The following is a 15,146-nucleotide window of genomic DNA, read 5'->3' on the forward strand; positions in this document are numbered from 1 at the left end:
GGCCCCGCGGGGCCGCGCCCCCGGCGCCGGGGCCGGTGCGGCCGGGCGGAGCTCCGGGCCGCCCCGGCGGCGCCCGCGCGCGCCGAGTGGTGCCACCCTAGGGAGCGTGACCACGGAATCCGCTGAGCAGACCCCGCCCGAGCCGCACGGCGGCGACGACGCCGTACGCGCCGCGACCGTGCGCCGCCTGGAGCGCGCCATGGGCACCCTGGGCACCGCCGCGGTGGCGCGGATGGAGCAGCGGCTGTCGTGGTTCCGCCGGATGTCGGCCGAGGACCGCTCCTGGGTGGGCCTGGTGGCCCAGTCGGGCGTGGCGGCGTTCGTCGACTGGTTCAAGAACCCCGCGCGGGGCCGGCCCGCCATCACCGTCGAGGTGTTCGGCACCGCCCCGCGCGAGCTGACCCGCTCGGTCACCCTCCAGCAGACCGTCGACATGATCCGCGTGGTCATCGACGTCGTGGAGAACCAGGTCGAGGACCTGGCCGCGCCGGGCGGCGAGCAGCAGCTGCGCGAGGCGGTGCTGCGCTACACCCGCGAGGTCGCCTTCAGCTCGGCCAAGATCTACGCGCGGGCCGCCGAGGCGCGCGGCGCCTGGGACGAGCGGCTGGAGGCCCTGGTGGTCGACGCGCTGCTGCACGGCGACCGCGAGGAGGGGCTGGAGACCTGGGGCTCGGCGCTGGGGTGGTCGCGCACACCGGTGCTCGCGATGGCGGGCGGCCTGGGGGAGGACTCCGACAGCACGCTGGAGGACCTGCGCGCGGCGGCGCGGCGGGCCGGGCACGACGTGCTGGCCGGCGTGCAGGGCGAGCGGGTGATCGCGGTGATCGGCATCAGCGAGAAGCTGACCGGCGACTCCGCTCCGCTGCAGGCCGCCGAGCCGCTGGCCGGGCTGTTCGGGCCGGGCCCGATCGTGCTCGGGCCGGCCGTGGGCGACCTGCGGGTGGCCGGGCACTCGGTGCGCGCGGCGGTCAACGGCCTGCGCGCGGCCATCGCCTGGCCCGACGCGCCCCGGCCGGTGCGCGCCGAGGACCTGCTGCCCGAGCGGGCCCTGGAGGGCGACACCGCGGCGCGCCGCCAGCTGGTCGAGGAGGTCTACCTGCCGCTGCGCAAGGCGGGCTCGCCGCTGCTGGACACCCTGTCGGTCTACCTCGAGCACGCCTCGTCGCTGGAGGCCACCGCGCGGATGCTCTTCGTGCACCCCAACACGGTGCGCTACCGCCTCAACCGGATCACCGAGCTGACCGGCCACGCCCCCGCCGACGGCCGGGGCTCCTTCGTGCTGCGGATCGCGGTGACCCTGGGGCGGCTGTCGGAGCGCGGCACCTGAGCAAGGCCCCGCGCCCCGGGGCCGGCGGATGCGCGGCGGCGCGGTGGGCCGCCCGTCACGATCGGTGGGCGCGGCGGGGATTGAGGCCCGCGGCAGGGGGGAGGAAGGGGGACGATCGTCCATGCGGCGGGACCTTCCCCTCCGGCCGCGGCCGCCGCCCGGTGGCCGCCGGTGCGACAGTGACCGAACCGCCGGCCAAAGTCGGCCCAACAGTGTGAACCGGTGGACCCCCTCCCGCGTCCACACCTGCGGGAAGTCCGCGACAAGCGGGCACGGGGCCACCGAAAAGCGGATACCTTATTCGGCGGGTGGTAGGTCACGATTTCCGGGCCCGCGCGGCACGGCCCGTGGGCCGTGCGCGCCGGGGGCGCGCACCCCCGTGAGGCGCCGAGGGGACTCCCACTCGCACGCATGGTGGAGCACGAGTATTGGGGGGTGTTGGGCAGTGGTCATCGGTCGGGTCAGAACGCTGTACTCCAGGTTGTCGGCGGCTGTGAGACGGCCGACGGAATCCGGGCAGCTGTGGCGCCAGGTCCTCTTCTTCCTTCCGGCGCCCATCCCGATCCTCGCCGTGGTCGCGCTCATGGTGGGCGGGCGGTTCTCGGCGCCGGGCGTGACCATCCTCCTCTCCGGCTCGGTGGCCGTGGCCTCGCTGCTGCTGGCCGTCATGGTGCAGCCCACCCCCCTGCCCGAGGGGCTGTCGGCCGAGGCGTCGGTGCGGCGCTCGCTGCACCGCTTCCGCCAGATCACCGCACTGCGCATCGCCCTGGCGCTGACCCCCGTCGTCGTGGGCGCGGGCTCCTCCATCGCCGGCGGCGGCATGTTCCCCCTGCTCGCCGCGCTGGTGCTGGCCTGGCCGCAGTTGGTGCTGGCCTCCCCGACCTTCTTCACCATCACCCGCGCCCGCCGCGCCATGGAGGGCTGGGGCACCAAGGCCTACCTGTGGGCGGCGCTGGCCCAGCCCGCGCCCGTGGAGTGGCCGATCGTCACGCCGCTGGCCGCGCGCTACCGCGCCTGGCGGGCGGGGCGCGGCCCGGTGCGGGGCGCCGGCTCCGCCGACTCCGGCAGCGCGGCGGAGTCCGCCGACTCCGACCACGGCACCGATGACGACGACTCCCGCCTGCTCAGCGACTCCGGCCTGCCCGAGCGCCTCGCGGTCACCAGCGCCTACCCCAAGGCCGAGCCCAGCCACGTGATCCCCGGGTTCGCGGTGTCGTCGATGCCGGCCCAGGCGCGGCGCATCCTGCGCTCCACGCGGCCCCAGCGGCGCAAGAACGGCCCCGGCCGCGGCAGCCCTCGGCCCAAGGCGCCCCAGACCAAGAACTGACCACCGGGCGCGGCCCGGCCCCGGCACGCGGGGCCGGGCCGCGCCGTCAGACGGTGACGACCACCTTGCCCGGTGCGTGGCCCGCCTCCTGGTAGGCCACGGCGGCCGGTATCTCGGAGAACGGGTAGGTGCGGTCGATCACCGGGGCGATCCGGCCCTCGGCCAGCAGCCCGGCCAGTTCGCGCAGCCGCCGGGCCGTGCGCGGCGGTGTGAACACGTCGGCGGCCACCATGCGCTGCGGCACGAACGCGTTGAGCGCGGCCGCGCCGAGCACGTGCCCGGCGGGCTGCACCCACCGGCCGGCCGGGCCGCCCACGGCCGCCAGGGTGCCCCCGGGGCTCAGCGCCCGGCGGCAGGCCCACGCCGAGCGGCTGCCGGCGATGTCCACCAGCAGGTCGAATCGGGCGCCGCCGCGGGTGAAGTCGGAGCGGGTGTAGTCGATGACCTCCGCGGCGCCCAGGGAGCGGACCAGGCCGGCGTTGTGCGGGCCGCAGACGCCGGTGACCCGGCCGCCGTAGACGGCGGCGAGTTGGACGGCGAACGTGCCCACTCCGCCGGTGGCGCCGTTGACGCAGACCCGCCGGCCGGGACCCACGGCCGCGCCGTCGTCCAGGGCGGCCAGGGCGGTGCAGGCGGCCAGGGGCACCGCGGCGGCCTGCTCGAAGGTGAGGCCGGCCGGCTTGGGTGCGAGTTCGTCGACGCGGACACGGGCGTACTCGGCGAACCCGCCGCCCCGCGTGAGCGCGTAGACCTCGTCGCCCACGGCCACGCCGGTGGCGCCGGGACCGAGCGCCTCGACGCGGCCGGCGATGTCGGCGCCGAGCACGCGCACGGCGGGGCGGCGCAGTCCGACGGTGCCCATCAGGCGCGCCACGCGGGGCTCGCCGCGCATGAGGTGCCAGTCGTAGGGGTTGACGGAGGTCGCGTGGACGCGGACGAGGACCTCGCCCTCCCCGGGGACCGGGGTGTCGAGGTCGGTGAGGTCGAGGGATCGGGGCGGGCCGAACGAGTGAAGGACGAACGCCTTCATGGTGTCCCCTGTCCGCCGCGCGGGGCGCGACTGGTTCGTACGCCGCAAGAGGATCTTACCGCGTAAGGGTGTCTTACGGCGTAAGTTAGTCGTACGCCGTAAGGCTGTCAAGGGGTGCGGTGCGCACGCCTCCGGGAGGTAAGGGAAGGGATGGCCGCCGCACGGCGGCGGCGCGGTCGGCCGCTACCGCGAGCCGCGCAGCCGGTCCAGGCCGTCGAGGATGAGGTCGAGCCCGAACTCGAACTCCGCCTGGTCGTCGCACCAGCCCAGGGTGGAGTCGGGGTCGTCGTGGGCGATCTCGGCGATCATCCCGGTGAGGTGCGGCAGCTGCTCGGCCATCTCGGGCGGGACCTCGGCGCCGGAGCCGCCGCCGGCGGCGGGGTCGAACAGCTCCTGGGCGAACCCCAGTGCCCGGCTGCCCAGGGCGTGCAGCGCGTGGTGGCCGAGGTCGTAGGAGAACCCGCCCTGGCGCATGAGCCCCAGCAGGCCGTCGTAGTAGCGGATGACCGCGGGGCCTGCGGCCGAGCGCGTCTGGAACAGGGCGGGCGCCCAGGGGTGGCGCAGCAGCACCTCGCGGGCGGTCAGGATGCGCCGCCGCACGGCCTGCTTCCAGGCGGCCCCGGCGGCGGGGGTGTCCAGCGCCTCGACGGTCTCGTGGATCTCGGTGGCCACCAGGTCCAGGATGCCGTCGAGGACGTCGCCCTTGTTGGCGACGTGGTGGTAGAGCGACATGGCCTCGGCGCCGAGGTCCTCGGCCAGGCGGCGCATGGTCAGCGCCTCGACGCCGTGCTCGTCGGCGAGCCGGACCGCCGCCCGCAGGACCCGGTCGCGGCTCAGCGGGATCCGGTACCGGGCTTCGGGCTCGGCGTGCGCGGACACGGGCACCACCCCTCTCTGCCGGTCATCGTATCCAGGCGCCCGCGCCGTGGGCGGGCGGCGGCCGCGGGCGCCGGGGGTGCGGGTCAGCCGCGTTTGGCCGGAGCGGTGAACGCGTCGAGGAGCTGGCGCTCGGCGATGTCGAAGTAGCCGGACAGCTCGGCGGCGGCGGTGTCGAAGGCGCCCGCGGCCATCAGTTCGTAGATGGCGCGGTTGCGGTCGAGGTAGGGCTCGTAGAAGTCGCGCGGCGCCGCCATGACGTGGAAGACCAGCCGCAGCTCGGCCAGGATCTGGCGCATCATCTCGTCGATGCGCGGGCTGCCCACCAGGCCGCTGACGGCGCGGTGGAAGGCCATGTTGGCGGTGCCGATGCCCTCCCAGTCGCCGCGCTCGCGGGCGCGCTCGCCCTGCTCCACGGCCGCGCCGATGGCCGCGACGGCCTCGGGCGGGGCGTCGGCGCCGGCGCGCACCGCGCCCAGCTCCACGGTGCGGCGCACCCGGAAGAGGTCGACGACGTCGGCGGCGTCGGGCTTGGCGACGAACACGCCGCGGTTGAACTCGTGGACCAGGAGGCGCTCGTGGCCCAGCAGCCGGAACGCCTCGCGCAGGGTGTTGCGGGAGACCCGGAACTTCTTGCCGATGCGCTCCTCGGACAGGCGCGCGCCCGGCGCGAGGACGCCGTCGATGATGTGGCCGCGCAGGAGGTCGGCCACCCGTTCGGCGGTACTGGACCGTTCCAGCTCCCCTCCGACGTCGGGGAGGTTGTCGATCCAGTCGCCGGTGGCGGTCACGCGCGCTCCTCATCTGCGGGGGGACGTACGCCTTCATTGTCGCGGATGGCGGTGGAGCGGCGCACGGGGATCGGCCCAAGCGCGGTAACAGGGAGTTTACCGGCGCGCCCATGGCCAACATTGAAGTATTGGAGTATTGTTCAACAATCAAAGTGGTGGCCGTCTCACGTCGCCGTGGCCGTCTCACCGCTTCGGCACATCCATCCCCTGGAGGCTTTGCATGAGCGAAACCCCCGAGGCCACGCGGCGGCCGCCCCGGGCGCGCCGTGTCGTCATCAGCAGCGGCCTGCTCGGTGCCATGTTCCTGATGGCCACCAGCGCCATCGGGCCCGGCTTCATCACCCAGACCACCGACTTCACCGCGCGGCTGGGCGCCACCTTCGCCTTCGCCATCCTCGTGTCGATCTTCGTGGACATCGCGGTCCAGTTGAACATCTGGCGGGTCATCGGCGTGGCCGGGATGCGCGCCCAGGACCTCGCCAACAAGGTCCTGCCGGGCGTCGGCTTCGTCCTGGCCGCGCTGGTGGTGTTCGGCGGCGCGGTGTTCAACGTCGGCAACATCGCCGGCACCGCGCTGGGCCTGGACGCGCTGGCCGGCGTCGACCTGCGGGTGGGCGCCACGGTGTCGGCCCTCATCGCCATCGCCGTGTTCGTCATGCGCGGCGCCGGTGCGGCCCTGGACCGCATCCTCGTGGTGCTGGGCGTGGTGATGATCGGGCTGACCCTCTACGTCGCCCTGGTCTCCGACCCGCCCGTGGGCGAGGCGCTGCGCCAGTCGGTGATGCCCGACCGGCTCGACGGCGACCTGTTCCTGGCCACGGTCACCATCATCGGCGGCACGGTCGGCGGCTACATCACCTACGCCGGGGCGCACCGCCTCATCGACAGCGGCCAGACCGGAGTCGACAACGTCGAGGCGGTCAGCCGGTCCTCGGTCATCGGCGTGCTGGTCACCGGCCTGATGCGGGTGCTGCTGTTCCTGGCGGTGCTGGGCGTGGTGACCGGCGGCGCGGCCATCCTCGACTCGCCCAACGCACCCGCCGAGGCGTTCGCGCACGCGGCGGGCGACCTGGGGCGGCGGCTGTTCGGCGTGATCATGTGGGCGGCGGCCATCAGCTCGGTCATCGGCGCCTCCTACACCTCGGTGTCGTTCGTGGCCACCTTCACCCCGTGGACGAGCCGCAACCGCAACTGGCTGGTCGCCGGGTTCATCGCCGTCTGCCTGGTGCTGTTTTTGACCCTGGGCCAGGCGCCGCAGACCCTGCTCATCATGGCCGGGGCGCTCAACGGCCTGATCCTGCCGGTAGGCATGGGGATCATGCTCTGGATCGCGGCGCGCCGTCGCGACCTGCTGAACGGCTACCGCTACCCGAAGTGGCTGCTGGTGATCGGCGTGCTGGCCTGGCTGCTGACCGTCTACATCGCGGTCAACTCGCTGAGCGGCATCGCCGCCCTGTGGCAGTGACCGGCGCGCCGACGGCGCGATAGGCGGCGGACGGTGCGGTTACCCCGCGCCGTCCGCCTGGTATGAGCCTGTATGGGGCAACTGAGAGGAGAGACCGCCAGGTGCGCATCGACCTCAACTCCGACCTCGGCGAGAGCTTCGGCCGCTGGGAGCTGGGCGACGACACCGCCCTGCTGGGAATCGTCACCAGCGCCAACGTCGCCTGCGGGTTCCACGCCGGCGACCCCACCGTGCTGCGCGAGACGTGCGAGCGCGCCGCCGAGCGCGGCGTGGCCATCGGCGCCCAGGTGGGCTACCGCGACCTCGCCGGGTTCGGGCGGCGCTTCATCGACGTCCCGCCGCGCGAGCTGACCAACGACGTCCTCTACCAGCTGGGCGCGCTGGAGGCCATGGCGCGCGTGGCCGGGGAGCGCGTGCGCTACGTCAAGCCGCACGGCGCGCTGTACAACGCCATCGTCCACCACGAGGACCAGGCGGCGGCCGTGGCCGAGGCCGTGGCGCGCTACGACGCCGCGCTGCCGGTGCTGGGCCTGCCCGGCTCGGTGTGGCTGCACCGCGCCGAGCAGGCGGGGCTGCGCACCGTGCGCGAGGCGTTCGCCGACCGCGCCTACACCCCCGAGGGGACCCTGGTGTCGCGCCGCGAGCGCGGCGCGGTGCTGCACGACCCCGACGAGATCGCCGAGCGGTGCCTGCGCATGGTGCGCGGCGAGCCGGTGGAGGCGGTCGACGGCACCCCGATCCGCATCGAGGCCGACTCGCTGTGCGTGCACGGCGACAGCCCCGGCGCGGTCCGCATCGCCCAGGCTGTCGCCGACCGGCTGCGCGGCGCGGGGGTGCAGATCACGCCGTTCACGGCCGCCTAGCGGCGGCGAAGCAGACCGGGGGCGGGGCCGATGCGAAGGGGGACGGGGCGTTGCGCGTGCTGAACTGCGCCGACTGGGGGGTGCTCGTCGAGGTCGGGGGCCTCGACGAGGCGCTGGCCCTCCAGGCGGCGCTGGAGGAGCGGCGGCCGGACGGCGTCACCGACGTCGTCCCGGCCGCCCGCACCGTGCTGCTGCGGGTCGAGCCCGGGCGCACCGACCCGGCCGCCGTGGCCGAGGCGGTGCGCCGCCTGCGGCCCCGGCCCGGCCGCCGCGCCGACGCCGGCGAGCTGGAGGTGCCCGTGCACTACGACGGCGCCGACCTCGCCGACATCGCCGCCCACCTGGGCATGTCCGAGCGCGAGGTCGTCGCCGCCCACACCGCCGCCACCTGGACCGTCGCCTTCTGCGGCTTCGCCCCCGGGTTCGGCTACATGGTCAGCGACGACCCCCGGTTCCGCCTGCCGCGCCGTTCGGAGGCCCGCACCCGCGTCCCCGCGGGTGCGGTGGCGCTGGCGGGCGAGTTCACCGGGGTCTACCCGCGCAGCTCGCCGGGCGGCTGGCAGCTCCTGGGCCGCACCGAGCTGGTGGTGTGGGACACCGACCGCGACCCGCCCGCGCTGCTGCGGCCGGGCGTGCGGGTGCGGTTCCGGGAGGCGCCGTGAGCACGCTGGCCGCGCCGGCCGAACCGACGACACCCGAGGAGGCGAGCGCCCCGATGGCGGCGGTCGAGGTGCTGCGCACCGGAATGGGCACCACCGTGCAGGACGCGGGCCGCCACGGCCACGCCCACCTGGGCATCGGCCGCTCGGGGGCGGCCGACGCCGCCTCCTACGCGCTGGCCAACCGGCTGGTGGCCAACCCCGACGGCGCCGCCGCCCTGGAGGTCGTCCTCGGCGGGCTGCGGCTGCGCGCGCGGGGCGCGGTCACCGTCGCGGTGACCGGCGCGCCCTGCCCGGTCACGGTCGACGGCCGGGGCGCGGCCGTCGACACCGTGCTGCACCTGCCCGACGGCGCCGAACTGGAGTTGGGGATACCCGCCACCGGGCTGCGCAGCTACGTGGCGGTGCGCGGCGGCATCGACGTCGCACCCGTGCTGGGCTCGCGCAGCACCGACACCCTGGCCGGGCTGGGGCCGCCCGTGCCGCGCCCGGGGGCGGTGCTGCCCGTGGGGCCGCCGCCCCGCGCCCTGCCCGCGGCCGACTGGGTGGCGCACCCGCCGGTGGGGGCCGCCCGGATGGACCTGCGGGTGGTGCTGGGGCCGCGCGCCGACTGGTTCACCGACGCGGCCGTGGAGGTGCTGCTGCACGCCGAGTACGAGGTCACCGCGCGCAGCGACCGGGTCGGCGCGCGGCTGGCCGGGCCCGCCCTGGAGCGCCGCGAGCACGGCGAACTGCCCAGCGAGGGGATGGTGCCGGGGTCGCTGCAGATCCCGCCGGACGGCGACCCGGTGCTGTTCCTCACCGACCATCCGGTGACCGGCGGCTACCCGGTCATCGCCGTGGTGGTGGCCGCCGACGTGGCGCGGGCGGCGCAGGCGCGCCCCGGCACGCGGCTGCGCTTCCACCTGTGAGCGCCGCGGACCGACCGGCCCGCACCGCGCTCGGCACCCGTTCCGGCCACCGGCCGCGCACGAAAGGACCGACCGCCATGGCAGACACCGACACCGTCCACGTACCCGCCCCGACCGCTCCGGCCGACCCCGCCGCACTGAGCCCCCAGGAGGCGCGGGCGCTGTTCCGCGCCGGACTGCGGGTCCCCACGGCGGGCTACGCGGCCGGGTACGCCCAGGCCAACCTCATCGCGCTGCCGCGCGACCTGGCGTTCGACTTCCTGCTGTTCGCCCAGCGCAACCCCAAGGCGTGCCCGGTCCTGGACGTCACCGAGCCCGGCGAGGCCGCGGCGTCCGTCTTCGCCGGCGACCTGCGCACCGACCTGCCCGCCTACCGGGTCTACCGCCACGGGGAACTGGAGGGGGAGTACACCGACGTGCGGGAGCTGTGGCGGCCGGACCTGGTGGCGTTCCTCATCGGGTGCAGCTTCACGTTCGAGGCGCCGATGCTCCAGGCGGACATCCCGGTGCGCCACATCGAGGCCGGCACCAACGTCGCGATGTTCCGCACCAACCGGCCCTGCCGCCCGGCGGGGCGGCTGGCGGGGCCCATGGTGGTGTCGATGCGGCCCATCCCGGCCGACCAGGTGGCCGACGCGGTGCGGATCACCTCGCGCTACCCCTCGGTGCACGGCGCGCCCGTGCACGTGGGCGACCCCGCCACCCTGGGGATCGCCGACCTGGACCGGCCCGACTTCGGCGACCCGGTCGAGGTGCTGCCGGGCGAGGTGCCGGTGTTCTGGGCCTGCGGGGTGACCCCGCAGGCGGCGGTGATGGCCTCCAAGCCGGAGTTCGCGATCGGGCACGCCCCCGGCCACATGGCGATCACCGACGCACGCGACAGCGACTACCAGGTGCCCTAGACCGGCACCGGGCCGCCCGCGCGGCCGACACGGACCCCGGCCGCACGGCCGGAGGAGGGGCGGCGCCGGTCCGGCCGCGCGGCGTGGGGGCGCGCGGCCGGACCGGCGCCGCCCCCACACGATCAGTCGGTGAGCCGGTGGCGCGCCAGTTCGCGCACCTTGGGGCGCGGCGACTCGTTGGGCGTCAGCCGCTTCACCGTGGCCTTGACGATGGGGGAGTGCGACCACACGACCTCGGCCCGGCGGCCGTCGAGCGACAGGGTGGCCAGGGAGTTGTCGTACCAGGGGCCGCCGTCGAGGCGCCAGTCGACCGCGGGCGGGCGCACCCCGGCCGCCCGCGCCATCCACCCGCCGATCACCCCGGTGATGCCGCGCACGCTCAACCAGGTCATGCGGCGCAGCATCGGCGGCATCCAGTTGCACGTGGGCGAGCACACCAGTTGCGCGATGCGGGTGCCCCCGGGCCGGTCGCCGTCGGGCGTGCGGGCGCGCGCCAGGTAGGAGAAGTGGACGTCGCCGCCGAGGAACAGCACGCTGGCGGGCGGCGCGCCGCGCTCACCGGCGGCCACGCGCAGCACGGAGTCGGTGATGGAGCGGAAGGAGTTCTGGAAGGCGGCCCAGTGCTCCAGGTCGACGCCCTGGCGGAGGGTCTCGCCGGGGCCGCGCAGGGCCGAGCCCCACGCGCCCGCGCACACGGCCTCGTTCCAGGCTTCGAGGTGGTGCACGCCCTTGGGCAGCAGGAACGGCAGGGTGCTGGCGATGACCAGGTGGTCGACGTCGCCGGTGAGCTGGTCGTCGAGCCAGGCGGCGCTGCGGGGGTCGAGCATGCTGCGGTCGGTGTCGTCCTCGACGACGCGGCCGCAGCGGGTGTCGACCATCAGCAGGCGGTTGCGGCCGATGTCGAAGCGGAAGCTCCAGCGGTAGCTGTCGGGTTCGCGGTGGGCGCGCCAGGCGAAGTCGTCCACGACCGGGGCGGCGTCCCCGCCGGCGGGCGCGGCGGCGGGGCTTTGGGCCGCCCGCGCTCCCTCCGGCGCCGGCGCGGGGGCGGCAGAGGCGGGGCGGTCGGCGGGCACGGCCTCCTGGACGCCCGCGCCGCCGTCGTCGGCGACGCGCTCCTCGGCGCGCGCGTCCCCGCCGGAGGTCGGCGCGCCCGGTGCCGGCGCCACCTGGGGGACGGGCGCGGTGGGGTCGTCGGGCGCGGCCACGGCGCCGGCGGGAACGCCACCAAGCGGCTCCTCAGCGTCCCCGGCGCCCGGGGCCTCGGGCAGGTGGGGGAGGAGGGCCGTGGGCGCGTCGTCGCCGCCCTCGGCGGCGGGCGGCGCGCCCACGCCTCCGGGGACCTGCGGGAGAGGAGCGGCCGGCGGGACGGGACCGCCCGGACCGGGTTCGGCGGCGCCGTCGGCGGCCGGGGCACCGGCGGCCGGTTCCTCCGGGGCCTCCTGGGGCTCTACGATCTCCGCGCCGTCCTCACCCTCGGGAAGCCGGGGGAGCGCCGCGGTCGGCGGAACGGCGCCGGCGGCGCCGTCGTCAGCGGCGGGAACGTCAGGGGTGTCAGGGGCGTCAGGGGAAGCGGTGTCGGGGCCGGGTGCGGCCGAGGGGGCGGCCTGCTCGTCGGGGCTCCCGGGCGCGGTCTCGACGCGTTCGCCGGTGTCGCCGGTGTCGCGTTCGTGGGGGAGCGGCGGGACGAGGGCGGTCGGTTCGTCGTCGGCGGACTCGGCGCCGCCCCCGCTGTCGGCGGGAGGGCTGTCCGGTTCGTCCGCCAGGTGGGGGATGAGCGCGGTGGGCTGGTCGTCGGAGTCGGAGTCGGGGCCGGCGGCGTCGGCCGCGGCCCTGCGGGCGGCGTCCGCGTCGTCGGTTCCGCCGGTACGGCTCTCACTGCCGCCGCCCTCACCACGGGCACCGCCGGCACCGCTTGCGTCGTCCACCCGCGTTCCCGGGACTTCCGACGACACGGGGGCCGCGGCAGCGGCCGTGCCCTCGGCTCCGGACGGCCGGCCGTCCACCGGTGCGCCGGCGACCGCCGCCGCTCCCGGCGCCGACTCCACCGCCGCCGCGCCGCCCGACTGAAGGACCTGGCGCAGGACGGGATCGGCCGCGCGCAGCTCCGGCGAGAGGTTGCCCAGATGCTGGTAGATCCAGTAGGCGCCCAGCCCGGCGGTGATGCGGCGCTGCCACCAGGGGTTGCCGGCCATCTTGCGGCGCCACGCGCCCGAGGTGTTCCAGTCGTCGCGGATGTCGTGGTCGTCGAACAGCATCAGGGTGGGCACGGTCGACAGCAGCCACCGGATGTCGGGGTCCGACCACGCCTGGCGGTACAGCTCGGCGTACTCCTCGAACGACACGACCTCGCCGTCGGGCGGGGTGGGGCCGGTGTCGCGCACGCGCGCGTCGGCGCGGCGGCGGCGCAGGTAGTCCTTCATCTCGGGCTGGAGTTCGTCGGCGTAGACCTGGTCGCCGATGAGCAGCAGCAGCGAGGGCTCGGCCTCCTCGTCGCCGGGTGCCTGGGCGGTCATGGCGCCCCGCACGGTCCGCTCCATGCTCTGCGCGGCCCGGCCCCTGGCGGTGCCCGGGGAATCGGCGGCCGCCGAGGGGCCGGCCGCGGCCCGCCGGGCGGCGGCCAGCCGCAGCGCGTAGGCGCGCAGCATGTCGACCCCGTAGCGCAGCACCGCCCGCTTGGAGTGGTCGGTGGGGGTGTGGCAGGAGCCGAACAGCATGCGGGTGGGCGACCCGGGGTCCAGGGTGGTGACCAGACTCGGCGGATGGGCGGCCCCGGGTGCGGTGGCGCGGTCGGTCCGCGCCAGGGGCCACACCACCTCGCCGTCGAGCCGCACGGTGTAGGGCAGCGCGGCGCCGCGCGGCAGGCCGCGCAGGTCGCACAGCGCGTAGTGGTGGCCGTGCACGGTGAACGTGCGGGCGTGGGCGGTGTGCTCTCCGGCCGCGACCGTGACGCGGCAGGGCGCATCGGTCTCGACCCAGATGGTCGCCGTCGTGTCCGTGACGTGCCGCAGCATCGGGCCGAGACGCAGACCGGTGGCCACTGTCACCCCCTGGTAGCCGTGGTGCCGGGGCGGGTGCTCCCGCTTCCGGCCTTACGCACTGAGTATGGCCGCCGGACGTTACGGGACGCACCTTCGATACGGGGCCTGTGGACGGCGGCCGGGCGACCCGCCGGGCCGCGGGCCGGGCGGCCGGCCGGTGGCCCGGAGGGTCGCCGGTGGGCCCGGCCACCGGGCCGGCCACGGCGCGGACGGTCGGCACCTGCGGATGGTTGAAGGGCACGGCAACGTGGGTAATCGTTGCCGCATGCGGACAAAACTTCTCGACCTGCACACGGGCGGGTCGGAGAGCATCACGGACCTGACCGGCATGTGCCGCGACTTCGTCGCCGAGACGGGCGGCGACGGCCTGCTGCACGTCTTCGTGCCGCACGCCACAGCCGGTGTGGCCATCATCGAGCTGGGGGCCGGGTCCGACGACGACCTCCTGGCGGCCCTGCGCGACCTGCTGCCGCCCGACGACCGGTGGCGGCACAAGCACGGCTCGCGCGGACACGGCCGCGACCACGTGATGCCGGCGTTCATCCCGCCCTACGCCACCGTTCCGGTGGTGGGCGGCCGTGTCGAGCTGGGCACCTGGCAGTCGATCGCCCTGGTGGACCTCAACGGTGACAATCCGGACCGCCAAGTCCGCCTCTCGTTCTTGACGGGCGCCGCATAGCGGCCAGGATGGTAGGAGCGGTACACAGCAGGGCACATGCGCGTTGACGGATCAGGTCCCCAGCGTGTGAACTTAGCCCTCAACAGCGGGTCGCCCCGGTGGACGGGACCGCGCCCGGCCGGTCCGCCGCTGTACAGAAGCGCGGACGGCCAGAGATTGAAGAACTTGTGGAGGAGGACTTTCGTGAGCGCGACCGCGGGTCAGGCACAAAGTGAACGTGGCCTGGCCGATCGACTCGGGTTCAAACCGGGTCAGGTGGTGCAGGAGTTCAGGTTCGACGACGACGTGGACGAGAAGCTCCGTGCGTCGATCGTCGAGTGCACCGGCGAAGAGTTGGCCGATGAGGACTACGACGGCGTCGTGGACGCCGCGCTGCTGTGGTGGCGCAGCGACGAGGAGGACGACCTCACCGACGTCCTCGTCGACGTGCTCGGCGCGGTCGAGGGCGGCGGCATCATCCTGGTGCTGACCCCCAAGCCGGGCCGGGAGGGACACGTCGCGCCGAGCGACGTCGCCGAGGCGGCCACCACCGCGGGCCTGTCCCAGACCAGCGCCGTCAGTGCCGGCCCTGACTGGTCGGGCACCCGGCTCGTCGCACCGAAGATGCAGCGCTAGCCCGCACCGTCCGACCCTGGACGGCCTTGCCGTGAGCGGTCTTGCCCTAGGGTGGACCGCGGTGGGAGTGCCGTCCGCTGGCAGAGGCGGGCGGCACCCGTGGAATGCCCGCAAGCCGACCGCCCGCAGGCAGGGAAGGAAGCCGCATGCCGATCGAACCCGGCCAGCCCGCGCCCGACTTCGAACTCGCCGACCAGCACGGCCAGACCGTGCGGCTCGCGGACTTCCGCGGCCGCAAGAACGTCGTGCTGGTGTTCTACCCCCTGGCGTTCTCGGGCGTGTGCGAGGGCGAGATGTGCGCGCTGCGCGACAACATCTCCGAACTGGAGAACGAGGACGTGCAGCTGCTCACGGTGTCGGTGGACTCCATGTTCACCCACCGCGCCTGGGCCGACCGCGAAAACCTCACCTACCCCCTCCTGTCGGACTTCTGGCCGCACGGCGCGACCGCGCAGGCCTACGGCGTCTTCGACGACAAGCGCGGCGTGGCGGTGCGCGGCACCTTCCTCATCGACAAGGAAGGCGTGGTCCGCTGGTCGGTCGTCAACCCGATCTCGCAGCCCCGCGACATCGACGACTACCGCAAGGCCTTGGCCGCCCTCGCCTGACCCGCCGCCACCGCCACCCACCGAAGACCCGGTACAATCTCCGTTCACCGGGTCT

General features: G+C 75.3%; 13 protein-coding genes and 1 pseudogene. 10 read left to right on the plus strand and 4 right to left on the minus strand.

The window, feature by feature from the left end:
• The first annotated feature begins 106 nt into the window (after positions 1–106).
• On the plus strand, positions 107–1,327 hold the full coding sequence (locus HNR12_RS00145) for a PucR family transcriptional regulator (protein WP_338119691.1): 1,221 nt from the start codon (positions 107–109) through the stop codon (positions 1,325–1,327).
• Between the two features lie 493 nt (positions 1,328–1,820).
• Complete coding sequence (locus HNR12_RS00150) at positions 1,821–2,654, plus strand: hypothetical protein (RefSeq protein WP_179765543.1); 834 nt, start codon at positions 1,821–1,823, stop codon at positions 2,652–2,654.
• A 46-nt stretch (positions 2,655–2,700) separates the two neighbouring features.
• Here HNR12_RS00150 and HNR12_RS00155 read toward each other — a convergent pair whose 3' ends face one another.
• The 3 genes from HNR12_RS00155 to HNR12_RS00165 all read right to left on the minus strand — a co-directional run bounded on the left by HNR12_RS00155 (position 2,701) and on the right by HNR12_RS00165 (position 5,351).
• Positions 2,701–3,684 carry an NAD(P)-dependent alcohol dehydrogenase gene (locus HNR12_RS00155; protein ID WP_179765544.1) on the minus strand — a complete coding sequence of 328 codons (984 nt, stop codon included), beginning with the start codon at positions 3,682–3,684 and terminating at the stop codon, positions 2,701–2,703.
• Between the two features lie 183 nt (positions 3,685–3,867).
• Complete coding sequence (locus HNR12_RS00160) at positions 3,868–4,563, minus strand: TetR/AcrR family transcriptional regulator C-terminal domain-containing protein (protein WP_218901816.1); 696 nt, start codon at positions 4,561–4,563, stop codon at positions 3,868–3,870.
• An 83-nt stretch (positions 4,564–4,646) separates the two neighbouring features.
• A complete protein-coding gene (locus HNR12_RS00165; protein ID WP_179765545.1) occupies positions 4,647–5,351 on the minus strand; it encodes a GntR family transcriptional regulator in 705 nt (234 codons plus the stop codon).
• Between the two features lie 220 nt (positions 5,352–5,571).
• Here HNR12_RS00165 and HNR12_RS00170 point away from each other — a divergent pair, with 220 nt between their 5' ends.
• From HNR12_RS00170 to HNR12_RS00190, 5 genes are all read left to right on the plus strand, one after another.
• Complete coding sequence (locus HNR12_RS00170; protein ID WP_179765546.1) at positions 5,572–6,816, plus strand: NRAMP family divalent metal transporter; 1,245 nt, start codon at positions 5,572–5,574, stop codon at positions 6,814–6,816.
• A gap of 101 nt (positions 6,817–6,917) precedes the next feature.
• Positions 6,918–7,679, plus strand: a complete 762-nt coding sequence (locus tag HNR12_RS00175; protein ID WP_179765547.1) for a LamB/YcsF family protein — start codon at positions 6,918–6,920, stop codon at positions 7,677–7,679.
• A 50-nt stretch (positions 7,680–7,729) separates the two neighbouring features.
• On the plus strand, positions 7,730–8,341 hold the full coding sequence (locus tag HNR12_RS00180) for a 5-oxoprolinase subunit B family protein (protein WP_179765548.1): 612 nt from the start codon (positions 7,730–7,732) through the stop codon (positions 8,339–8,341).
• A gap of 53 nt (positions 8,342–8,394) precedes the next feature.
• On the plus strand, positions 8,395–9,249 hold the full coding sequence (locus HNR12_RS00185; protein WP_179770284.1) for a 5-oxoprolinase subunit C family protein: 855 nt from the start codon (positions 8,395–8,397) through the stop codon (positions 9,247–9,249).
• 77 nt (positions 9,250–9,326) lie between these two features.
• Positions 9,327–10,151: a putative hydro-lyase gene (locus tag HNR12_RS00190; RefSeq protein WP_179765549.1), complete on the plus strand. Its 825-nt coding sequence runs from the start codon at positions 9,327–9,329 to the stop codon at positions 10,149–10,151.
• Positions 10,152–12,199: 2,048 nt separating this feature from the next.
• On the opposite strand, the pseudogene HNR12_RS00195 reads toward HNR12_RS00190, so the two are convergent.
• Positions 12,200–13,189 (minus strand): annotated as a pseudogene (locus tag HNR12_RS00195) (DUF7800 domain-containing protein); the annotation flags it as partial.
• A 265-nt stretch (positions 13,190–13,454) separates the two neighbouring features.
• Between HNR12_RS00195 and HNR12_RS00200 the strand changes: the two are divergent.
• The 3 genes from HNR12_RS00200 to HNR12_RS00210 all read left to right on the plus strand — a co-directional run bounded on the left by HNR12_RS00200 (position 13,455) and on the right by HNR12_RS00210 (position 15,091).
• Complete coding sequence (locus tag HNR12_RS00200) at positions 13,455–13,868, plus strand: YjbQ family protein (protein ID WP_179765550.1); 414 nt, start codon at positions 13,455–13,457, stop codon at positions 13,866–13,868.
• A gap of 183 nt (positions 13,869–14,051) precedes the next feature.
• A complete protein-coding gene (locus HNR12_RS00205) occupies positions 14,052–14,483 on the plus strand; it encodes a DUF3052 domain-containing protein (RefSeq protein ID WP_179765551.1) in 432 nt (143 codons plus the stop codon).
• Between the two features lie 146 nt (positions 14,484–14,629).
• Entirely contained in the window at positions 14,630–15,091 is a 462-nt protein-coding gene (locus tag HNR12_RS00210) for a peroxiredoxin (RefSeq protein WP_179765552.1), read from the plus strand.
• Positions 15,092–15,146 lie beyond the last annotated feature (55 nt).

This window comes from Streptomonospora nanhaiensis (genome assembly GCF_013410565.1).
GTDB classification, from domain to species: Bacteria; Actinomycetota; Actinomycetes; order Streptosporangiales; family Streptosporangiaceae; genus Streptomonospora; species Streptomonospora nanhaiensis.